Source organism: Streptomyces sp. NPDC004111 (assembly GCF_042874215.1).
Lineage (GTDB): Bacteria > Actinomycetota > Actinomycetes > Streptomycetales > Streptomycetaceae > Streptomyces.
Genome location: NZ_JBIAMU010000007.1, coordinates 190,834 through 211,818, shown reverse-complemented (window position 1 = coordinate 211,818; position 20,985 = coordinate 190,834). Strand labels below are relative to the sequence as shown.

Below are 20,985 nucleotides of genomic sequence, written 5' to 3'. Positions count from 1 at the left end.
CCGACGTAGAGAAGCAGGAGAGACCCATCATGTCCGACAACGTCATTGATCTGTTCAAGACCGGCAGCACCCCCGCCGAATCCAGCCACGAAGAGACCCCGGCCAGCGAGCCCCCGGCCGGTACGCCCGCCGGGCCGGTGGCCAAGCCGCTGCCGTGGTGGGTGCGCTCACGCGCCGCGACGCAGGAACTGCTCCGCAACGAGCGGGCCCGCACCACGGCCCGTCTGGTCGCCCGGCACAGCATGTACGTGATCGGCGGTAGCCGGATCGTGGCCCGCCGCGCCTGGGACGGCCGCACCGCCTCCCGCTACGAGCGGATGCTGCGGGCCGCGGAGGTGGCGGGCAAGTATGAGGTGGCCTCGGAGTGGGAAGAGCGGGGACGGCAGTTCCGGGCGGCCCGCCACCAGCGGCGCATGGACCTGCTCGCCGCACCGCAGCGCATCGCGAAGGGCGCCCTGTACGCCACCGCCACCACCGCCGGCGTCGCCCTGCTGCTGGGCATCGTGCTGGCCATCGCCAACGAGAACGTCGCGGACGTCCTGGCCCCCGCGCGGGCCATCGTGGAACTCGTGCGGTGGCTGGTCGTGATCGTGTCCGTGGTGTGGGGGCCGCTTATCACCCTCGGCCCCTGGCTGGCCCTGCTCGCCCTGTGGGGCGTGGGACGCCACCAGCAGGCCGCCCCGCAATGGGCACTTCCCGCAGACCAGCGCAGCACCGACGGCGCCCCGATCACGCCGTCCGTGGTCGTAACCGCCCTGCGCGATCTGGGCGTTGCCCCGCTGCGGACGGCGATCAAGGACATGGGGGACGCGGGCGCGGCCATGCTCGGCCCGATCCGGATCGCCGGATGCGGTGTCGAGGTCGATGTCACGCTCCCGTCCGGGGTGTCGACCGCGGAGGTGCAGAGTCGGCGGCGCAAGCTCGCGGAGAACCTGGCCCGGCATGAGCACGAGGTGTTCATCACCATCGCGCAGGCGGCCCGCACGGTCCGGCTGTGGATCGCCGATTCCGGCGCCCTGGACGAGCCCATTGGCCCGTCCCCGCTGGTCACCGACCCGGACCTGACGGCCGACTACAAGAGCGGGCGCGCCTCGTGGGGCCAGGATCTGCGCGGGGATGCCGCGCTGCTGAGTCTCTTCCAGCGGCACATGCTCATCACAGGTCTGTCCAACCAGGGCAAGACCGCAGCACTGCGCGCGCTGGCCCTGTGGCTGGCCTTGGACCCCCGTGTGGAGTTCCGGGTGGCGGACCTGAAGGGGGCCGGGGACTGGGCCATGTTCGACCAGCTCGCCACCACCCTCATCCAGGGGCCCACCGACGACCACGTCATCGACGCCACCGAAATGCTGGAAGGCGTGGTGGAGGAGATGGAGCGGCGGCTGATGGCCCCGCCCGGCACCGTGTTCACCCCGCTGGTGGCGCTGGTGGACGAAGCGCAGGTGGCGTTCATGTGCCCGGCCGTCACCCCCGGCAAGGACAAGCGCCCCTACGGCGGTTCGAAGGCCACCAGCCGCTACTTCATGGCCGCCCGCAAAATCCACAACCAGGGCCGCGCCGTGGACGTCCTGCTCTTCCAGGGCACTCAGGACCCCACCGACCAGAACCTCCCCAAGCTGGTCCGCGAAGGCGCCCACACCCGCGCCTCCCTCGCACTGGGCACCGAGTCCCAGGCCCGCATGGCACTCGGGGACAAGGCCGTCGACGGCGGCGCGGCCCCCAACCAGCTCCGCCCCGGGCTCGACAAGGGAACCGTGGTCGTGGCGTCCGACGGCATCGACATTCCCGCCGGCCAGGCGTCCATCACGGTCCGCACCCACTACATCGACACCGAGCAGGCCACCGAGATCGCCGAACGCGCCAAGGCCCGCCGCTCCGGCGTCACCACCCAGCACACCAGCACCCCCGACGGCGAACAGCGCGACGCGCTCACCGACATCCTCACCATCCTCGGAGACAGCCCGCGGGTCCTCACTCAGGACGTCCTCAAGCGGCTGTCCCAGCTCAGTGAGGACACCTACGGGGAGTGGACCAACACCGACCTGACCCGGGTGCTGACCGACGCCGGGGCCAAGCCCCGCAAGTCCGACGGACGCATGGTCGTGGACCGCGAACGCGTCGCCCGCGCCCTCACCAACCGGGGCGACGACGGTTCCGCTTCCGCCGCTTCCTAGCCAGGGAGGCAACCCGCCCGCCGTCAGGGAGGCAGGGAGAACTCCCTGACCGCCTCCCTGACCCGCATCCCTCCCGCTGACCTGCGAAAACACCGGTTCAGGGAGGCAGGGAGGCAGTCCGTGAACGCCCCGGAAACCCCCTCGGAACAGTGCCCCGTACCCCCCCTGCCCGCGCCTCCCTGATTCCGCTTGGAAGGAGGTCCGGCCATGGCCGTGACCATTCCGCTTGTCCTCGTCTTCGCCGGTCTGCTCGCCCTGATCCTGCGCCTGTCGCGCACCGGCTACGGCACCGCGATCGTCGCCGCGCTCTTCGGGTTCTTCCTCGCCGCCACCGGCGCGGGCGGGCCCGTCACCGACTTCATCCGCCACGCCATCAACGCCATCCCCGAACTCTGAGGAGCCTCCCCATGGACGAAGAGACCTACTGCGACGAGTGCGCCGACTACGGCTGCCCCGGACACGAAGCGTGCGAGGAGTGCGGCGGCGACATCTGCGCCGAGTGCAGCGGGTGCGACTGTCCCGACGCCCCGTGCCCCGGCTACATCGCGCACTACACCGGCACCGACGCCTAGACGCGCCAAGGGCGGCCCCCGCATCTCGCCAAAGAACTGGGGCCGCCCTTGTCCAACCACTTCTACTGAGAGAAGCAGGTGACCCCCAGCATGACGCAACCCACCGACAATGGGCGACCCCGCCTGTTGGATCTGTTCTGCTGCGCCGGCGGCGCGGCCATGGGCTACCACCGGGCCGGTTTCGACGTCACCGGCGTCGACATCGTCGCCCGCCCCGCCTACCCCTTCACCTTCCACCAGGGCGACGCCCTGGAGTTCCTGGCGGACCTGATCGCCACCGGGGAGATCCGCCGGTACGCGGCCGTGCACACCTCCCCGCCGTGCCAGCACGGATGCGCGCTCACCGTCGGCACCAACCGGGCCATGGGATGGGGCCGCACCCACGTCCAGCTCATCCCCACCCTGCGGGAGCTGCTGGACACCACGGGGCTTCCGTACGTGATCGAGCAGCCCAACGGGCGGGCCCCGGTCCGCAAGGACCTGAACCTGTGCGGGGAGATGTTCAGTCTCGGAGTCCTGCGCCACCGCACCTTCGAGCTGGGCGGCTGGACCACCGCACAGCCCGTCCACCGTCCGCACCGGGGCAGGGTGCGCGGTTGGCGGCACGGCCGGTACTTCGACGGCCCCTACGTCGCCGCCTACGGCTCCGGCGGGGGCAAGGCCACCGTCCCCGAGATGCAGCACGCCATGGGCATCGACTGGACCGACGTCCGCGAAGAACTGACCGAAGCCATCCCCCCGGCCTACACCCACCACATCGGCACCGCCGCACTCACCCACCTCACCACCAGGGCGGTGGCCGCATGAACACCCTCCTGAACACCGCCCTGGATCTGGCCCGCACCGGGCTGCCCGTGCTCCCCCTGCGCGCGGGCAAGGTCCCCTTCGGGAACTGCCCGGACTGTTCCCGCAACGCCTGCGGTGGGCGCCCCCACATGAAGACCCCCGGCCCCTGCAACTGCCCCCGGCCCTGCCACGGGTGGGCCGCCGCCACCACCGACCCCGACGTCATCACCTCCCCGCCATGGGCCCGCGCCTGGGAGCGAGCGGAGGCGGTGGCCTACCACCCCGGCGACGCCGGCCTCACCGTGGTCGACCTCGACACCCCGGACGCCATGGAATGGGCCCATACCACCCTGCCGCCCACCCGGACCGTGGTTACGACCCGCGGTGAGCACTGGATCTACCAGGGGGCCATGCGGTCAGCGAACGGTGTGCTTCCCGGGGTCGACCTCAAGTCGTCGATGCAGTACGCCCGGTGGCGCGGCCACGGCACCGGCACCGCCGTCCTGCTGCCGGACGCCGTGCGGGCACTAGCCGACAAGCCGACCATGGTCCGTCCGGTGCCCTCCAACGTGGTGCCCGCACCGGCGGGCGGCGGGTGCCGCCACCGCTCGCCCGCCTACCTGGAGCGGGGCATCACGATGGCGGAACAGCGCATCACCACGGCGTGCAGCGAGGTGCACACCACCGTCTACCGCACCTTCCTCGCCGTGCTCTCCACGCACGGCCGGTGCGGGTGCCTCACGGACGGCCACGTCACCCGCCTGTTCAGCGCCGCGCAGGCCAAGGGCGAATCGCCGCGGCACTGCGCGGACGCGTGGGCCAACGCCCGCACCGCACTGGGGATGTGAGCCATGGCGGAGGAAGAGAAGACCCCGGCGCGTGAGGTCATCGCGGACTACGCGCAGGCGCATTTCCGGTACTTCCGCACCGCGGACGGCACCGTGTACGCACAGAAGAACGGGCACCCCGTCGCCCGCCCGATCCGCTCGCAGGGCACCGCGGGCAGTCACCGCCAGGAACTCATGGTGGGGCTCTTCCGCGACGGGCGCGGCGCCTTCAACGGAACCGCTCTCAAGGAGGCACTCGACTTGATCGAAGCACTGGCAATGAGTGAAGCCGTCCAGACCGTGCACATCCGTGTCGCCCCCGGCTTCGACGGGGCCACCTGGCTGGACCTGGGCCGCAACGACGGCCAGTCCGTGCGGATCCACCCCACCGGGTGGGACATCCTCACCCCCAAGTCGGAAGAGGTGCGCTGGCGCCGCACTCAGCTCACCGGGGAACTGCCGCTGCCCGTCAAGGACACCGACGGCAAGGGCATCGACCAGTTGCTGCGGCTGTGCAACTTCGCCACCGCGGAAACCGAGTGCCTGGCGCTGGCCTGGCTGATCGGCTGCCTCGGCCCCTCGGTGCCGGTTCCGGCACCGTTCCTGACCGGGCCGCAGGGGGCGGGGAAGTCCACCGCCGGGCGGATGCTCGTGCGGATCATCGAGGGCATGAGCGGGGACCTACGCCGCGCCCCGAAGGACGAAGAGAACCTGATCACGGCGGTGGCCGCGGGATGGGTGACCGCGCTGGACAACCTGTCGTTCCTGCCGCCGGACCTCTCCGACCTGATGTGCTGCATCGTCACCGGCGCCGAGACCGTGAAACGGGCCCTGTTCACCGATGGCGACGTGGTGCGTTCCCGCTACCGCCGCCCGCTGCTGATGACTGGCATCGACGTCGGCGTCATCCGCCCCGACCTCGCCGAACGCCTCCTGCCGCTGCGGCTCGAACGCCCCCGCATCCGCCGTACCGAAGCGGAGCTGTGGGCGGAGTTCGAACAGGTCCTGCCCACCGTCCTCGGCTCCCTCCTCGACCTCACCGTCAAGGTGCGGGCCGCGGACGCCGACATCCCCACCGACCTGCGCATGGCCGACTTCGCCCACCTCTGCGCCCAGCTCGACGCGGCCACCGGGCTCGGGGCGCTCAACGCCTACCGCTCCAGCCTCGACGACCTCAACGACGACGTCATCGAAGGTGACCTGCTGGCACAGACCGTCCTCAAGCACGCCGCCGGCCTGGATACCGGGGTGGCCGTGCGGATGACGTCGGCGGAGTGTCTGCACGCCCTCACCCAGCTCTACACCGGCGAGGACTACCACCCGCTGCCCAAGGGGTGGCCCACCACCGGAAAGGTCCTCTCCGACCGTCTCAAGCGCCTACAGCCCACCCTCGCCGCCCGCGGGGTGCTGGTCGACTGGGGGCGCACCAAATCCGCCCGCTACATCGAACTGACCCGCCCCGCCGCACCGCCGCCGCACCAGCAGCAACCGGCCTTCTGACCGCGGGCACCAACAGAAAAAGCAAGAGGAGCACCCCGGCCCGGGTGCTCCTCTTGTTGTTCCGGCGGCACCGCCGCCGCTGCACAGGACGCGCCGCGAAGCGGCCCGCTCTTCACGCCCTGAGAAGCACCGCACCACGGACAGAAACCCCGCCCTCTTTTCCTAAGTAAGGAAAGAGTGCGTCACCCGCGTCACGACCACCCGAAAACTGGCCGCCACCAGCCACAACACCGGTGACGCAGACGCCCGAACCTGCGTCATTCACCGTCACCCGCGTCACCCACCAGTGACACACCCCCGCCGCCGGTGACACGCCCCGCCAACCCTGCGTCACTCAAAACCACAGGTCAGAAGCCTGAATGACGCAGATGACGCGATGACGCAGAAATCCGCACCTAGGACACACGCACCGCCACGGCCCGCCAAAACCCCCTGCCAGCGAGGAGACACCGCATGGCTCCCCCGCCAGCCACCGACGCCCTGCGCGCCGGCCTCCCCGACCGCTACCTCACCCCCGATGACATCGCCGAACTCTTCGAGGTGCCCAAGGAGACCGTCTACGCCTGGAGCAAGAAGCGCACCGGCCCGCCGGGCTTCCGTATCGGCAAACACCTCCGCTACGACCCCGCCGACGTGCGCGACTACGTAGCCCAGCAGAAGCACAGCGCCGCCGCCTGACAACACCCTCCGAGGGGCGCGACCAACCACCACGGTCGCGCCCCTCCCCCATGCCCCAAGGAGCCCCCGCATGGCAGGCCACATCCAAGACCGCTGGTACAAGACCGAACCCGGACCCGACGGCAAGCCCCGCAAGGTCAAGAGCGACCGCCACGGCACCGGCATGCGCTACCGCGCCCGGTACATCGGCCCCGACGGCACCGAGAAGTCCAAGAGCTTCCCCGACGGCAAGAAGCGCATGGCGGACCAGTGGCTGGCCGACACCGCGTCGGACATGTCGCGCGGCCACTACGTCGACCCGCGTGCCGCCCGGATCACCTTCAAGGCGTACGCCAAAAGGTGGCTGGCTGCTCACAGCGCGGGCCTGTCCAGCCAGATCGTCACCGAGACGCGGCTCAGGCTCCACGCGTTCCCCGTCATCGGCACGCGACCGCTGGACTCGTTCCGGCCCGAGCACGTCCGCCAGCTCACCAGCGCCCTGGAGGCGGACCCGGCGGTGAGTGGCGCGTACGCGCGCAACATCTACGGCGACGTCCGCGCCGTCCTAAGCGCGGCCGTGGACGACGGTCTGTTGCCGCGGAATCCATGCTCCGCGAAGTCTGTGCGCCCGCCGACAGCCATGCGTCGGCACGTCGTCCCGTGGCTGCCGACACAGGTACAGGCTGTTCGCGCCGCGCTCCCCAAGCGGTACAAGACGATGGTGGACACGGGCGCGGGGTGCGGACTCCGGCAGGGTGAGATCTTGGGTCTCGCCGAGGACGCCGTCGGCTTCGAGTACGGCGTCTTGCGCATCGTCCGTCAGGTGAAGCTCATCCGAGGCAAGGCGGTGTTCGCTCCGCCGAAGTCCGGCAAGGAGCGGGATGTCCCGCTGCCCTCGTCCGTCGCGGAAGCCCTGCGGATCCACATGGACGCCTTCAAGCCGGTAGAAGTCACGCTGCCGTGGTGCAAGCCGGACGGTCCGAAGGTGACCGCGCGCCTGCTGTTCACGAACACCGCGGGCGGAGTGGTGTGGCGGAGCAACTTCAACATCCAGGAGTGGAAACCCGCTCTCGCGCTCGCAGGGCTCATCCCCGGAGCCGGACCGAACGGCCGGTACGCGTCGGCGCGCGAGCACGGCATGCACGCGCTGAGGCACTTCTATGCGTCCCTGCTGCTGGACGCCGGGGAGAGCGTCAAGGCAGTGAGCCAGTACCTTGGGCACGCCGACCCGGCGCTGACGCTGAGGGTGTACGCCCACCTGATGCCGTCGAGCCAGGAACGCACCCGCAACGCCGTGGACCGGGTGTTTCTGCCCGCTCCGCACGACCCGGACGGCCCAGAGACGGCCCAGTAGCCAAAGAAGGGCACCTGATCCGCGCTTCAACCGCAGGTCAGGGGCCCTTCTCATGCCGGATCACTGCGAGTTCTCCGGGCTTAGGCATGGTCAAACCAGTGTCTCAGATGTACGGGAAGGGGCCCGCCGTCCTGTGGACGGCGGGCCCCTTCCCGTACTCGTACAACAACTCAGCAGGTCAGGCCCACTCTCAGGCCGAGCCCACGAAGATCACCATCATCAGCCAGACCACCGGCGCGGTCGGCAGCAGGGAGTCGAGGCGGTCCATGATGCCGCCGTGGCCCGGCAGCAGCGTGCCCATGTCCTTGATCCCGAGGTCGCGCTTGATCATGGACTCGCCCAGGTCGCCCAGGGTCGCGCTGGCCGCGACCGCGAGGCCCAGCAGCATGCCCTGCCACCAGGTGCCGCCGTCGACCAGCAGCGTCATGCACAGCACGCCCGCCACCATCGCGAAGGCGATCGCGCCGAGCAGTCCCTCGCGGGTCTTGCCGGGGCTGATCCGCGGCGCCAGCTTGTGCTTGCCGAAGCGCCAGCCCACCGCGTACGCCCCGGTGTCGCTGACCACGGTCAGCAGCAGGAACGTCAGCACCCGCTGCGGCCCGTCGTCGGCGGTCAGCATCAGGGCGACGAAGGTGGCCAGGAAGGGGACGTAGAACGCGGCGAAGACGCCCGCGGTGACGTCCTTCAGGTACCCCTCGGGCGGTTCGGTCATCCGCCAGACCAGGACCGCGAGCGCCGTGAGGGCCATGGCCACCCACGCGCCCTCGGGTCCGCGCACGTAACCGGCGACCACCATCGCCGCTCCGCCGACCGCGAGCGGCACCAGCGGAGCCTTGATGCCCTTGCGCTCCTCCAGGCGGGAGGTCAGCTCCCAGAGCCCGACGACCACGGCGACCGCTATGACGCCGACGAACGCGGGCGGCCAGATGAACAGGGAGACCACGATGACCGCGCCGAGCCCGAGGCCCACCCCTATGGCGGCGCGCAGGTCGCGGCCGGCGCGCTTCTTCTCGGGCGGCTTCGGAGCCGGTGACGGCGGGGTGGGCATGGGCTCCTGCGGCATCTCGTCGCGGAGCGGGGGGCCGCCGTGCGCTGCGAAGCTCGTGGCGTCCGCAGCGGAAGCGGCCCCCCGCGTCCGGTTGTCGCGGTCGTCGGCGTCTCCGCCCGACAGTGGGCCTGACTCGGGACCTGACGGGGGACCTGTCTCGGGCACGATGGGCATGGGCCGAGTGTGCTGGGCGTCATGCGCATCGTACGCGGGACCCGCCGGGAGGGGCCCCTGGTCGGGGGCGGTCCATTCACCGGCATAGCCCGCCCTTGGCTGGGCCCCCCAGGAAGAGTCGTTCATCAGACCTCGAGCAGCTCGGCTTCCTTGTGCTTGAGCAGCTCGTCCACCTGCGCCACGTACTTCGCGGTGGTGTCGTCGAGCTCCTTCTCCGCACGGCGGACCTCGTCCTCGCCGGCCTCCTTGTCCTTGACCAGCTTGTCCAAGGAGTCCTTGGCCTTGCGGCGCACGGAGCGGATGGAGATCCGGGAGTCCTCGCCCTTGTTGCGCGCGACCTTGATGTACTCCTTGCGGCGCTCCTCCGTCAGCTGGGGGAACGTCACCCGGATGATGCGGCCGTCGTTGCTCGGGTTGACGCCGAGGTCCGAGTCGCGGATCGCCTGCTCGATGTTGCGCAGGGCACTCGCGTCGAAGGGGGTCACCACGGCCATGCGCGGCTCGGGGACCGAGAACGACGCCAGCTGGTTGATGGGGGTGAGCGCGCCGTAGTAGTCGGCCACGATCTTGTTGAACATCGCCGGGTGCGCACGGCCGGTGCGGATCGCGGCGAAGTCCTCCTTGGCGACCACGACGGCCTTCTCCATTTTCTCCTCGGCCTCGAGGAGGATCTCTTCAATCACCACGTACTCCTGCGTGTCTTGAACCGAAACAGCTTCACGCCGAAACGACTCGAACCGAACAGCTCGAACCGGGAATCACGGACCTGCTGCTTGCGTGCGTCTTCTCCTGCACGGTGTCCGACCGGCAGGACATTGTCCATCCCCCGGCCGGGCCGGGGGTGCGAACCCGAAACCGGTCAGGCGCGGGTGCCCTGCGCGTTGACGAGCGTGCCGATCTTCTCACCCTTGACCGCGCGGGCGATATTGCCCTCGGCAAGCAGCTCGAAGACCAGGATCGGCAGGTCGTTGTCGCGGCACAGCGTGATGGCGGTGGCGTCGGCGACCTTGAGGTCGCGGGACAGCACCTCGCTGTACTCCAGGGCGTCGAACTTCACCGCTGCCGGGTTCTTCTTGGGGTCGGAGTCGTAGACCCCGTCGACCCCGTTCTTGCCCATGAGCAGGGCTTCCGCGTCGATCTCCAGGGCGCGCTGGGCGGCCGTGGTGTCGGTGGAGAAGTACGGCATGCCCATGCCCGCGCCGAAGATCACGACGCGGCCCTTCTCCAGGTGCCGTACGGCGCGCAGCGGAATGTACGGCTCCGCGACCTGGCCCATGGTGATGGCGGTCTGGACGCGGGAGTCGATGCCCTCCTTCTCCAGGAAGTCCTGGAGGGCGAGGCAGTTCATGACGGTGCCGAGCATGCCCATGTAGTCGGAGCGGGCCCGGTCCATTCCGCGCTGCTGGAGTTCGGCGCCGCGGAAGAAGTTGCCGCCGCCGATGACGACCGCGATCTCCGCGCCGTCGCGTACGACCGCGGCGATCTCCCGTGCGATGGCGTGCACGACGTCGGGGTCGACGCCGAGGGCACCGCCGCCGGCGAACGCCTCGCCGGACAGCTTCAGCATGAAGCGGCCGGTCCTCTTGCCGTTGTCGTTGGACTGGTTGGCGTCCGCGCCCTGATTCATGGGGATTCTCCTCGTGCACATACGAAGAAGGCCATTGCCGGTGGAACTTTGCGGTTCCCGCTGCGGCAATGGCCTCCTCGTCAGATCTGCGGCTCTCCGGCGCGTGCGCCGGGCGGCTGCATCAGACCCTATCCGGGTCTGGCGATGTTCGCGTTACGTCGACGAAGTCGGCGTGACGGACTCAGATGCCGACCTTGATGCGCGAGAAGCGCTTCAGGGTGACACCGGCCTCGTCCAGGACCTTCTGGACGGACTTCTTGTTGTCCAGCGCGTACGGCTGGCCAAGCAGGGTGGCCTCCTTGAAGAAGCCGTTGACGCGACCCTCGACGATCTTCGGGAGGGCGGCCTCGGGCTTGCCCTCGGCGCGCGTGGTCTCCTCGGCGACACGACGCTCGGCCTCGACGACCTCGGCCGGGACGTCGCCCTTGTCGAGGTACTTCGGCGCGAAGGCGGCGATGTGCTGGGCGATGCCACGGGCCAGCTCGGCGTCGGCCTTGTCGAGCTCGACCAGAACACCGATCTGCGGGGGCAGGTCGGGCATGGTGCGGTGCATGTACGCGGTGACGTACGCGCCCTCGAACTGGGCGAAGCGGTCCAGGACGATCTTCTCGCCCAGGTTGGCGTTGGCCTCGTCGACGAACGCCTGAACCGTCTTGCCGGCCTCGATCTCGGAGGCGAGCAGCGTCGCGATGTCGGCCGGCTTGGTGGCGGCGACGTGCGCGGCGAGCTGGTTGGCGACGGCCTGGAACTTCTCGCCCTTGGCGACGAAGTCGGTCTCGCACTTGAGCTCGACGATGACACCGGAGGTGTTGTCGTCGGCGATCAGGGAGACGACGGCGCCGTTCTCGGCCGAACGGCCCTCGCGCTTGGCGACGCCCTTCTGGCCCTTGATGCGGAGGGCTTCGACGGCCTTGTCGACGCTGCCGTCGGCCTCGTCGAGGGCCTTCTTGCAGTCCATCATGCCGGCGCCGGTGAGCTCGCGGAGCTTCTTGACGTCAGCGGCGGTGTAGTTCGCCATGAGTCTGTGAATCTCTTCTCGGAAGTCGTGATCTACGAGTGTTTGATCGACCGGAGTCTGGAACAGACCAGAGTCTGGATCTACGAGTCGTGATCTACGTGATCTACGGGTGAACGGCGGGGGCGGGAACGCCGGATGGCGCGCCCTCCCCCGCCGTCAGTCAGCCGTGGGGCTGGGTCAGGCCTGCTCGGCGTCCGCGGCCGGAGCCTCGGCAGCGGCCTCGGCCGGCTTCTCGGCCTCGGCGGCCGGGGCAGCCTCGGCGGCCGGAGCGGCGTCGGCGGCCGGAGCCTCGTCGGCCTTCTTGTCACCCTCGAGCAGGTCGCGCTCCCACTCGGCGAGCGGCTCGCCGGCGGCCTTCTCGCCCGGCTTGGAGTCACCGGTGGCGGCACCGGAGCGGGCGATGAGGCCCTCGGCGACGGCGTCGGCGATCACGCGGGTGAGCAGGGTGACGGAGCGGATCGCGTCGTCGTTGCCCGGGATCTTGTAGTCGACCTCGTCGGGGTCGCAGTTGGTGTCGAGGATCGCGACGACCGGGATGCGGAGCTTGCGCGCCTCACCGACGGCGATGTGCTCCTTCTTGGTGTCGACGATCCACACCGCGCTGGGAACCTTCGACATCTCGCGGATACCGCCGAGGGTCTTCTCCAGCTTGGCCTTCTCGCGCGAGAGGACCAGGAGCTCCTTCTTGGTGAGGCCCGACGCGGCCACGTCCTCGAAGTCGATGAGCTCCAGCTCCTTCAGGCGCTGGAGGCGCTTGTAGACGGTGGAGAAGTTGGTCAGCATGCCGCCGAGCCAGCGCTGGTTGACGTAGGGCATGCCCACGCGCGTCGCCTGCTCGGCGATGGCCTCCTGGGCCTGCTTCTTCGTACCGACGAACATGATGGAACCGCCGTGGGCGACGGTCTCCTTCACGAACTCGTAGGCGCGGTCGATGTACGACAGCGACTGCAGGAGGTCGATGATGTAGATGCCGTTGCGCTCCGTGAAGATGAAGCGCTTCATCTTCGGGTTCCAACGACGGGTCTGGTGACCGAAGTGGACGCCGCTTTCCAGCAGCTCCCGCATCGTGACGACGGCCATGGCCGTACTCCTTGAGGTACTCGGTTACCGCTTCCGCCGGACGGCGGTCGCGCCTGACGCCCCACGCGTCGTGACCGTTGAGGAGTGAACCCTTGAGGACCGAGCGACGCTGCCACTGACCGCTGGAGGGTGGTGGCGGGACGTGCGAAGTCGACCCGGTGACCCGGATCGCCACAAGAAGTGTACGGGACCGGCACAGTGCCGGGTGACGGCGTTGTCCACAAGCGTCCGGCCGTCCACAGTTCCGGTCCATGATCCCCGCGATCGTGCCCGTTGCGGGACCGTTCGGGGCATGTACCGACCGGTGATCACAGCGCTGTTGTCCCTGACCGTCTGCCTGCTGCTGGGACGGGCTCCCGCGGCCCTCGCCGCGGAGGGTCCCGCCCGTGCCTGGCCGGTGGGCGACCGTCCCGCGGTGGTACGGGGCTGGGAGCCGCCGCCCACGCCGTACGCGGCCGGGCACCGGGGCGTGGACCTGGCCGCCCGGCCCGGTGACGAGGTGCGGGCGGCGGCGCCGGGCCGCGTCTCGTTCGCGGGGCCGGTGGCCGGTCGCGGCGTGCTGTCCGTCACGCTGACCGGCACCGGGGAGCCCCCGCTGCGGACGACGTACGAGCCGGTGCGCGCGGTGGTGGCGGAGGGCACGGAGGTGGTCGCGGGACAGGTGGTGGCGGTGCTGGAGCCGGGGGCCCGGCACTGTCCGGCGGCGGGCTGTCTGCACTGGGGGCTGCTGCGGGGCGAGCGCTACCTGGACCCGCTGTCACTGCTGCCGCCCGCCCTGCTGCGCCGGGGACCGCCCCGACTGCTCCCGGTGTTCGGCATCCCACCACCGGGGCCGCCGAGCCCACCGGGCCCACCGGGCGCTTCCGGACCGGCCGGGCTGCTGGACCTTGGCGCGGGTGGGCTGCTGGGCTTGGGCCAGGGTGTGCGGATGAACCTGGGCGCGGGTGGGCCGCCGCCCCCTTCCGGACCGGCCGGGCCGCCGGGCTCCGGGGCGGGTGGGGCGCTGCGCGGGGCCAAGGCGGCGGCACTGGCTCCGGACGCGCTGCACGGGCTGGCCCTGACGGCCGCCGCGGCCGTGGCGTACGCGCTGCGGCGGCGGGCGCCGTCGGCGAGGGGCCGTCCCCGGACGCCGGGGCGGTGTCCCGGTGGGCCTCCGGTATGGGGGCGGGGTCCCGGTCGATCCCCGGTCGCCGGAGCGGTGTCCTGGCCGGTCCCCGGTACGGGGGCGGGGCCCCGGTCGGTCCCGGGTGACTGGCGGGGTTCCGGTCAGCCGCGGACGCCGCGCAGGGCCATCGCGACCGCGGCCTCGGTGATGACACCGGGCTCCTCGGCGGCACCGCCCAGCTCCATGCGCCGCACGGCGGCGTCGACCACGCCCTGCAGCATCATGGCCGCGAGCCGGGGCTGCTCGTGGCCCAGCTCGCGCAGGGCGTCGCCGATCATCGTGATCAGCCCGCCGTGCGCGGCACGGATCTTCTCGCGGGCACCGGCGTCCAGCTCGCTCGCGGAGATCGCGACGACGGCACGGTGGCGCCGGTCGCCGACCAGTTCCAGCTGCTGCCGTACGTACGCCTCGACCTTGCCCTCGGCGGTGTCGGCCCCGGCCATCGCGTTCTCGACCTCGGCGGCCCAGACGGGGAAGTCGACGGCGCACAGCTCCTCGACGACCGCCGCCCGGGAGCGGAAGTACTCGTATACCGAGGAGCGGGCCAGGCCCGTGCGCTCGGCGAGGGCGGGGAAGGTCAGAGCCTCCGTACCGCCTTCGGACAGGAGGGAGCGTGCGGCGTCCAGCAGGGCGCTGCGCTGCATCATCCGGTGCTCGGCCACGGAGGCCGCTCGAATCCTTGGCACGGTTCCACTCTACGGATGCGCGCCCGGGATGACGACGGGTACACCCGGCAGGGACGATTCGGCGCCGCCGGGGCCCGCCGGCCGGATCAGCGTCCGACGTCGGCGAGCTTGGCCCTGAGCTGCAGAACCGACTTCGTGTGGATCTGGCTGACCCGGCTCTCCGTGACGCCGAGCACATTGCCGATCTCGGCGAGGGTGAGGCCCTCGTAGTAGTAGAGGGTGATCACGGTCTTCTCGCGGTCGGGGAGGGTGTTGATGGAACGGGCGAGCAGCCGGCGCAGCTCCCGGTCCTCGGCGACCTCGACCGGGTTGTCGGCGCTGGTGTCCTCCAGCGTCTCCATCAGGCTGAGCCGGTCGCCGCCCTCGCCGCCCGCGTGCAGCAGCTCCTCCAGGGCGACCACGTTGGCGAGCGACAACTGGCTGAAGACGGCGTGCAGTTCCTCCACCGCGATGCCCATCTCGGCGGCGACCTCGCCCTCGGACGGGGTGCGCCGCAGCTGCGCCTCCAGGGTGGCGTACGCCCGCTCGACGGACTTCGCCTTCTGCCGCACCGAGCGCGGGATCCAGTCCAGCGCGCGCAGTTCGTCGATCATCGCGCCGCGGATGCGGGTGATGGCGTACGTCTCGAACTTGATCGAGCGCTCGATGTCGAACTTCTCAATGGCATCGATCAGCCCGAAGACCCCGGAGGAGACGAAGTCCGCCTGCTCGACGTTGGACGGCAGCCCCACGCTGACCCGGCCCGCGACGTACTTCACCAGCGGCGAGTAGTGCAGGATCAGCTGCTCCCGCAGCCGCTCGTCGCCCGTGGTCTTGTACGACCGCCACAGCTCGTCCACGGACGAGGGCGCCTTGGGCCGTACGGGGCCGCGGGCAGCGGGGGGAGCTGCCGCGCGGTCAGACCCGGAGGTGTGCTGGGGCATGCGTTGCCTTGAGCCGTTCTGCTGTGATGTGAGGGGGACTTGATGCCGTGTGGTGCCTGAGCGGGGCGAAATCCTTGCGAGCGTAGCGTGACTGTGGCGTCGCAGTGCGCGAAGGATATGGGACGGGGCCGTCCGGTTGACGCCCCCGAGCCGCGCCCCCGCACCGGCACCACAGCCGCGCACGGCTGCTCCACCCGTGGTCCGGGGCACGATTCAAAGGTCATCGTCTTAACCTTTTCACTCGGACGCCCCTGGTCAAGCACCGCCTCGCCGGACGTGTGCCGCGTGTACGGCGCTTGACGCCAACTGCCAGTTGTCGCCCTGCCGTTCGACGAACCCCAGGGAGTGCAGTTCGTACAGCCTGGCGAGCGCCTCGTCGCCGGTGGTCCCCGCTTCGCGTGCCACGCTCCGCGTGTCGACGGCCACCTTGGCGGGCAGCGCTTCGAGTACGCGTGCGGTGACGGGATCGAGCAGGTCGCGCGGGAGTACGGGCCCGCGCCGGGCCGGGGCGAGGTCGCCGATCTCCCCGACCAGTTCGACGATCTCGGCGGCGTCGGTGACCAGGACTCCCTCGCCGCGCAGGAGTTCGTGCACACCGGCCGAGAGCCCGCTGGTGACCGGTCCCGGCACGCCCATGGTGAACCGGCCCAGGCGCTGGGCGCCGCGCGCGGTGACGAGCGATCCGCTGCGGTACTCGGCCTCCACCACGACGGTGCCCCGGGTGAGGGCGGCGATGACCCGGTTGCGCAGCACGAACCGGCTCGGCGTCGGATGGCTTCCGGGCGGCAACTCGCCGACCACCAGTCCCTGTTCCGCGATCCTGCCGATCAACTCGGCGTGCCCGCGCGGGTAGACGGTGTCGATCCCGCAGGCCAGCACGGCGACGGTCGCACCGCCCGCGGCCAGCACCCCCCGGTGGGCCGCCCCGTCGATGCCGTACGCGGCCCCGGACACCACCACCCAGCCCCGCTCCGCGAGCCCGGCTCCCAGGGCCGCCGCCACATGGGCTCCGTACGGGGTACAGGCGCGGGCGCCGACGACGGCGACGGAGCGCAGCGCCCACATCCGCAGCCGGGGCGCGCCGCGCACCCACAGGGCGACGGGCCGGGCGTCCCCGAGGTCGTCCAGCTGGCTCGGCCACTCCTCCTCGCCGGGGCACACCAGCCGCCCGCCCACCTCGGCCGCCGCCTCCAGGTACCGCGCGGGGTCGACGCCCCGGGCCCGGTCGCGCACCCCCGCCAGCCGTTTCGCACTGGCACCGGAGAGTGCCTCGCCCGCTCCCGGGTCGGCGGCGGTCAGTCTGCGCAGCAGTTCCACCGGCCCGTGCTCGCGCAGCCAGCGCCCGCCCGTCTCGTCGCCCGGCTCGACGATCCCGGTCAGGGCCGCCCTGGCCAGCCGCTCGGCCCCGTCCACCGGCCGGTCCGCCCCGCCGGGCACCGGCCCCGACGCCCTCACCCGGTGCCTCCGCCCACCAGCAGGCCGCCGGCACCGACGCGGGCCCTGAGCGCGCCCCGGTCGACGCCGGTGCGCAGTTGGAGCGCGATCTCCAGGTCGGCCTCGTCGGGCCGCTCGTGCCCGGCGAGGTCGGCCACCGTCCAGGCGACGCGCAGCACCCGGTCGAAGCCTCGTGCGGTCAGCAGTCCCCGGTCCATGTCGCGTTCGGCGGTGCCGAGCGCGCCGGGGTGCGGCTGCCAGCGGGTGCGCAGTTCGTGCCCCGGCACCTCGCTGTTGTGGGTCCACGGGGTGCCGGCCAGCCGGAGCGCGGCCCGGTCCCTGGCGGCCCGGACCCGGGCGGCGACCTCCGCGGTGCTCTCGCCGCGCCCGCCCCGCCCGGTGAGGTCCGCGCGCTGCACCGCCTCGACCCGGACCTTCAGGTCGACCCGGTCGATCAGCGGCCCCGACAGCCGTGCCTGGTAGCGCCGGACGGTCGCCGCGCCGCAGTCGCAGGCGGCCTCCGCGGAACCGTGCCGCCCGCAGGGGCACGGGTTGGCCGCCAGCACCATGAGGAAGCGGGCCGGCAGCCGCACCACTCCGGCGCTGCGCGCCACCACCACGTGCCCGGACTCCAGCGGCTGCCGCAGGGAGTCGAGCGCCTTGGCGGTGAACTCCGGGGCCTCGTCCATGAAGAGGATCCCGCGGTGCGCCAGCGACACCGCCCCGGGCCTGGGCAGCCCGTTGCCGCCGCCGATCAGCGACTGCATGGTCGCGGAGTGGTGCGGTGCGCAGTACGGCGCCCTGGTGACCAGTGGTTCGCCCGGTGGCAGGATGCCCGCCACCGAGTGCACGGCCGTGACTTCGAGGGACTCCTGGCGGGTGAGCGGCGGCAGCAGCCCCGGCAGCCGTTCGGCGAGCATCGTCTTGCCGGCTCCCGGCGGCCCGTACAGCAGGAGGTGGTGGCCGCCCGCCGCGGCGACCTCCAGAGCGAACCGGGACACCTCCTGTCCGCCCACGTCCGCGAGGTCGGGCCCGTCGTCCGCGCAGCCCGGCGACAGTCCGGTGCCCGCCCCCGCGCCGGGCACCATGAGTCCGGCCAGCATGGCGTCCGGCCGCCCCTCCTCGGCCGGTTCCTCCTCGGGCACCTCCTCCCCCGCGAGCACGGCGATGAGCTGGCGCAGGCTGCGGACGCCGAGCACCGAGATGCCCGGCACCAGGGCGGCCTCGGCCGCGCACTGCTCGGGCACCACCACCTGCCGGTACCCGGCCTCCGCCGCGGCGAGCACGGCGGGCAGGATGCCGCGCACCGGTCTGACCCGGCCGTCCAGGCCCAGCTCGCCGACCGTCACCAGGTCGGCGATCTCCCTCGGGTCGATGCGTTCGGCCGCTCCCAGCACGGCGACGGCGACCGCGAGGTCGAATCCGCTGCCGCTCTTGGGCACGGACGCCGGGCTCAGCCCCACGGTGAGCTTCTTCTGCGGCCAGGCGACGCCGGAGTTGACCACGGCGGCCCGCACCCGGTCCCTGCTCTCGCACAGGCTCTTGTCCGGCAGGCCCACCAGGGCGAAGGAGGCGATCCCCGGCTCCAGGTCGGCCTGCACCTCGACCACCACGCCCTCGACGCCGACCAGCGCCACGGAACAGGTACGTGCGAAGCCCATCAGGCCACCCCCCTCGCGTGCTCCACGACCGGGGATCCGCGCCGGGGCAGGGTGACGCCCACGAGGTCGATCCGGGCGCCGCCCGGCGGGGGTCCGCCGTGCTCGTGCAGCCAGATCTCGGCGAGGGCGCGCAGGCGCCGCGCCTTGCGCGGCGGGACGGCCGCCATGGGGTGCTGGAAGGGGCCGGTGCGGCGGGTCTTGACCTCGCAGACGACGAGTGTGTCGCCGTCCCGGGCCACGATGTCGATCTCGCCCGTCCGGCAGCGCCAGTTGCGCTCCAGGACGGACATCCCGGCTTCGGCCAGAGTGCGGGCCGCGAGGTCCTCGCCGTACCGGCCGAGGCCCCCGCGTCCGGTACGTGGGGGCCCGACGGGCCGTGCGGTCCCGGCGGGACGTGTCCCCCGGGACGGTTCATTGGTGCCTGCTGGGCGTGCGGGACGGGCGACAGGTGCGCCCTGTCCGGGATCCCCTGTACGTGCGGTGTGTGCGTTCATTCGGTTCCACCTCCGGAACCGAATGTGACGCAGACCCCGCGAACCTGTGGATCTTGGTGGACAGCCTCGTCCTTGTGGAAAACTCCGTCACCCCCTCGGGGGGTCTCAGCCTCCCGGAAGCTCCAGATCGCTCTTGTTGAGCTCTTCCACGTTCACGTCCTTGAACGTGAGCACCCTCACCTGCTTGACGAACCTGGCGGGCCGGTACATGTCCCAGACCCACGCGTCCGCCATCGATACTTCGAAAAACACCTCGCCCTGGACCGAGTGCACCTGCATCTCGTAGTCGTTGGTGAGGTAGAAGCGCCGTTCGGTCTCGATCACATATTTGAACAGACCGACGACATCGCGGTACTCCCGGTAGAGCTTCAGCTCCATCTCGGTCTCGTACTTTTCGAGGTCCTCGGCGCTCATGGCATGTTCCCCTTCAGCCGTGCGTCCCCCTATTGTGCGCCAGCCCCGTACGCCCCTATGCGATTTCCGGGGCCAGGACGATCGGCGTACTCGGAGGACCCTCGTCGAGCAGCGTGCGCAGCAACTCGGCGAGCCTGGTCGGGTACACCGTCTCACGCGTCGCGAGAAGTGCGGTGGAGGACCACCACCGCAGACCGGCCACGCTGCGCCGCTCCAGCTCCGTCAGCCCGGTCATCACCGTCGCGGTCTGGTTCGTTCGCGCCACATAGAACCATTCGTCCTGGTTCCAGCGCCGCCCGTCGAACGCGAAGGAACACTGCCGCCGCCACACCACGGGTCCCAGCTCGACGTCCGTGATCCCGGTCTCCTCGGCGATCTCGCGCAGGGCCGCCTCCTCCCCGCTCTCGTCGCCCTCCAGACCGCCGCCCGGGGTGAACCACCACCGGCGGTCCGGATCGGCGGGCTCGAAGCCGTGGATGAGCAGCACCCGGTCCTCGGGGTCGAGCAGGACGACCCGTGCGACCTTCCGCAACGGTTTCCGCGCCCCGCCCGTCACCGCCGCCTCCCCGGTACCGCCGGCCGCCCCGGTCCCACCGGTCCCGTCCGCGTTCTCCACCGTGCTCACACCCGCGCCTTCCGCCGTCCGGCCAGCTTCGCCAGCGGGCCGTACGCCGCCCCGCCGAAGATCAGCACCACACCCGCCACGACCGCCACGACCAGCAGCTTCACCGGACCCGGTTCGGACACTCCGCCGGGCAGCGAGGCGAAGGCCGCCGGCCGCTCCAGCACACCGCCCACCGGCCAGGCCACGGCGTCCACCCGCGCGTCCACCTCGCCCACCGGAACGGTGCCCTTGCCCGCGTCCATGAGGTGCCCCCGGGAGTCCACCGAGGTGCGCCGCTCGTCGCCGAGGAGGAAGAGCTGCCCCTCGGGGACCGTGGCGCTGAATGCCTGGGTGGCCGTGTCGGCCTGGGAGCGCAGATACGGTTCGTCGAGCGGCTTGCCGTTCAGCAGCAGCCGGCTCTGCTTGTCGCAGCAGACGACCTTGTCGCCGCCGACGCCGACCACCCGCTTCACCATCGGCATCGCGGCCCACGTCCGGTCGGTGAAGATCACCACGTCCCCGCGCCGCACCTCGTCGCCGGATATCCGCTCGGCGAGCACCCGGTCCCCGGTGTTGATCGAGGGAGTCATCGAGTCCGAGGGCACCGTGTACGGCTTGTACACCACCGCTCCCCAGGCGAACCCGCCGAGGAAGAGCACACAGCCGACGGCCACGGCCAGCCCCGACAACACATTGCCGAGGCGGCCGCGGCCGTCTGCCGTACGTCCTGACGCACGTCCTGCTTCGCCCATCCCAGCGCTCCCCCTGATTCGGAGATCAACGATCTGGG

General features: G+C 71.2%; 21 protein-coding genes and 1 pseudogene. 9 read left to right on the top strand and 13 right to left on the bottom strand.

The window, feature by feature from the left end; translation table 11 throughout:
• Positions 1-29: 29 nt before the first annotated feature.
• The 8 genes from ACFYVL_RS16465 (at position 30) to ACFYVL_RS16430 (ending at position 7,867) form a co-directional block, all read left to right on the top strand.
• The gene (locus tag ACFYVL_RS16465; RefSeq protein WP_389245157.1) at positions 30-2,171 is read left to right on the top strand and encodes an FtsK/SpoIIIE domain-containing protein; all 2,142 of its coding nucleotides are present in this window, start codon (positions 30-32) and stop codon (positions 2,169-2,171) included.
• A gap of 207 nt (positions 2,172-2,378) precedes the next feature.
• Positions 2,379-2,567 (top strand): hypothetical protein, encoded by a 189-nt coding sequence (locus tag ACFYVL_RS16460; protein WP_389245155.1) that lies wholly within the window; start codon positions 2,379-2,381, stop codon positions 2,565-2,567.
• Between the two features lie 11 nt (positions 2,568-2,578).
• Positions 2,579-2,743: a hypothetical protein gene (locus ACFYVL_RS16455; RefSeq protein ID WP_389245153.1), complete on the top strand. Its 165-nt coding sequence runs from the start codon at positions 2,579-2,581 to the stop codon at positions 2,741-2,743.
• A gap of 90 nt (positions 2,744-2,833) precedes the next feature.
• A complete protein-coding gene (locus ACFYVL_RS16450) occupies positions 2,834-3,550 on the top strand; it encodes a DNA methylase (RefSeq protein ID WP_389245151.1) in 717 nt (238 codons plus the stop codon).
• Positions 3,547-4,377, top strand: coding sequence for a bifunctional DNA primase/polymerase (locus ACFYVL_RS16445; RefSeq protein WP_389245148.1), 831 nt, complete (start codon positions 3,547-3,549; stop codon positions 4,375-4,377). Before ACFYVL_RS16450 ends, ACFYVL_RS16445 begins: the two co-directional genes overlap by 4 nt.
• 3 nt (positions 4,378-4,380) lie before the next feature.
• The gene (locus ACFYVL_RS16440) at positions 4,381-5,856 is read left to right on the top strand and encodes an ATP-binding protein (RefSeq protein WP_389245146.1); all 1,476 of its coding nucleotides are present in this window, start codon (positions 4,381-4,383) and stop codon (positions 5,854-5,856) included.
• Between the two features lie 453 nt (positions 5,857-6,309).
• Complete coding sequence (locus tag ACFYVL_RS16435; protein WP_389245144.1) at positions 6,310-6,534, top strand: helix-turn-helix transcriptional regulator; 225 nt, start codon at positions 6,310-6,312, stop codon at positions 6,532-6,534.
• A gap of 70 nt (positions 6,535-6,604) precedes the next feature.
• Positions 6,605-7,867 carry a tyrosine-type recombinase/integrase gene (locus ACFYVL_RS16430; RefSeq protein WP_389245142.1) on the top strand — a complete coding sequence of 421 codons (1,263 nt, stop codon included), beginning with the start codon at positions 6,605-6,607 and terminating at the stop codon, positions 7,865-7,867.
• Positions 7,868-8,057: 190 nt separating this feature from the next.
• Here ACFYVL_RS16430 and ACFYVL_RS16425 read toward each other — a convergent pair whose 3' ends face one another.
• The 5 genes from ACFYVL_RS16425 to rpsB all read right to left on the bottom strand — a co-directional run bounded on the left by ACFYVL_RS16425 (position 8,058) and on the right by rpsB (position 12,814).
• Positions 8,058-9,215 carry a phosphatidate cytidylyltransferase gene (locus ACFYVL_RS16425; protein WP_389245140.1) on the bottom strand — a complete coding sequence of 386 codons (1,158 nt, stop codon included), beginning with the start codon at positions 9,213-9,215 and terminating at the stop codon, positions 8,058-8,060.
• Positions 9,215-9,772: a ribosome recycling factor gene (gene frr, locus ACFYVL_RS16420; protein WP_389245138.1), complete on the bottom strand. Its 558-nt coding sequence runs from the start codon at positions 9,770-9,772 to the stop codon at positions 9,215-9,217. The genes ACFYVL_RS16425 and frr overlap by 1 nt, the downstream gene beginning before the upstream one ends.
• A 176-nt stretch (positions 9,773-9,948) precedes the next feature.
• A complete protein-coding gene (gene pyrH / locus ACFYVL_RS16415) occupies positions 9,949-10,716 on the bottom strand; it encodes a UMP kinase (RefSeq protein ID WP_389245136.1) in 768 nt (255 codons plus the stop codon).
• A 181-nt stretch (positions 10,717-10,897) separates the two neighbouring features.
• A complete protein-coding gene (tsf, locus tag ACFYVL_RS16410; protein WP_389245134.1) occupies positions 10,898-11,734 on the bottom strand; it encodes a translation elongation factor Ts in 837 nt (278 codons plus the stop codon).
• Positions 11,735-11,911: 177 nt separating this feature from the next.
• Positions 11,912-12,814: a 30S ribosomal protein S2 gene (gene rpsB / locus ACFYVL_RS16405; protein ID WP_389245132.1), complete on the bottom strand. Its 903-nt coding sequence runs from the start codon at positions 12,812-12,814 to the stop codon at positions 11,912-11,914.
• Positions 12,815-13,106: 292 nt separating this feature from the next.
• On the opposite strand from rpsB, the pseudogene ACFYVL_RS16400 reads away from it, so the two are divergent.
• Positions 13,107-13,643: pseudogene (locus ACFYVL_RS16400) on the top strand (peptidoglycan DD-metalloendopeptidase family protein); the annotation flags it as partial.
• 437 nt (positions 13,644-14,080) lie between these two features.
• On the opposite strand, the gene ACFYVL_RS16395 reads toward ACFYVL_RS16400, so the two are convergent.
• The 8 genes from ACFYVL_RS16395 to lepB form a co-directional block, all read right to left on the bottom strand.
• Positions 14,081-14,641: a TetR/AcrR family transcriptional regulator gene (locus ACFYVL_RS16395; protein WP_389245398.1), complete on the bottom strand. Its 561-nt coding sequence runs from the start codon at positions 14,639-14,641 to the stop codon at positions 14,081-14,083.
• A 110-nt stretch (positions 14,642-14,751) separates the two neighbouring features.
• Positions 14,752-15,588 (bottom strand): RNA polymerase sigma factor WhiG, encoded by an 837-nt coding sequence (gene whiG, locus ACFYVL_RS16390; RefSeq protein ID WP_389245130.1) that lies wholly within the window; start codon positions 15,586-15,588, stop codon positions 14,752-14,754.
• Positions 15,589-15,843: 255 nt separating this feature from the next.
• Complete coding sequence (gene dprA / locus ACFYVL_RS16385) at positions 15,844-17,043, bottom strand: DNA-processing protein DprA (RefSeq protein ID WP_389245128.1); 1,200 nt, start codon at positions 17,041-17,043, stop codon at positions 15,844-15,846.
• Positions 17,040-18,683 (bottom strand): YifB family Mg chelatase-like AAA ATPase, encoded by a 1,644-nt coding sequence (locus ACFYVL_RS16380; protein ID WP_389245126.1) that lies wholly within the window; start codon positions 18,681-18,683, stop codon positions 17,040-17,042. Before ACFYVL_RS16380 ends, dprA begins: the two co-directional genes overlap by 4 nt.
• On the bottom strand, positions 18,683-18,988 hold the full coding sequence (locus tag ACFYVL_RS16375; RefSeq protein ID WP_389245396.1) for a YraN family protein: 306 nt from the start codon (positions 18,986-18,988) through the stop codon (positions 18,683-18,685). Before ACFYVL_RS16375 ends, ACFYVL_RS16380 begins: the two co-directional genes overlap by 1 nt.
• 294 nt (positions 18,989-19,282) lie before the next feature.
• Positions 19,283-19,591 (bottom strand): DUF2469 domain-containing protein, encoded by a 309-nt coding sequence (locus tag ACFYVL_RS16370; RefSeq protein WP_185034425.1) that lies wholly within the window; start codon positions 19,589-19,591, stop codon positions 19,283-19,285.
• A gap of 55 nt (positions 19,592-19,646) precedes the next feature.
• On the bottom strand, positions 19,647-20,147 hold the full coding sequence (locus ACFYVL_RS16365) for an NUDIX hydrolase (protein ID WP_389245394.1): 501 nt from the start codon (positions 20,145-20,147) through the stop codon (positions 19,647-19,649).
• Between the two features lie 65 nt (positions 20,148-20,212).
• The gene (gene lepB / locus ACFYVL_RS16360) at positions 20,213-20,947 is read right to left on the bottom strand and encodes a signal peptidase I (RefSeq protein ID WP_389245124.1); all 735 of its coding nucleotides are present in this window, start codon (positions 20,945-20,947) and stop codon (positions 20,213-20,215) included.
• Between the last annotated feature and the right edge of the window lie 38 nt (positions 20,948-20,985).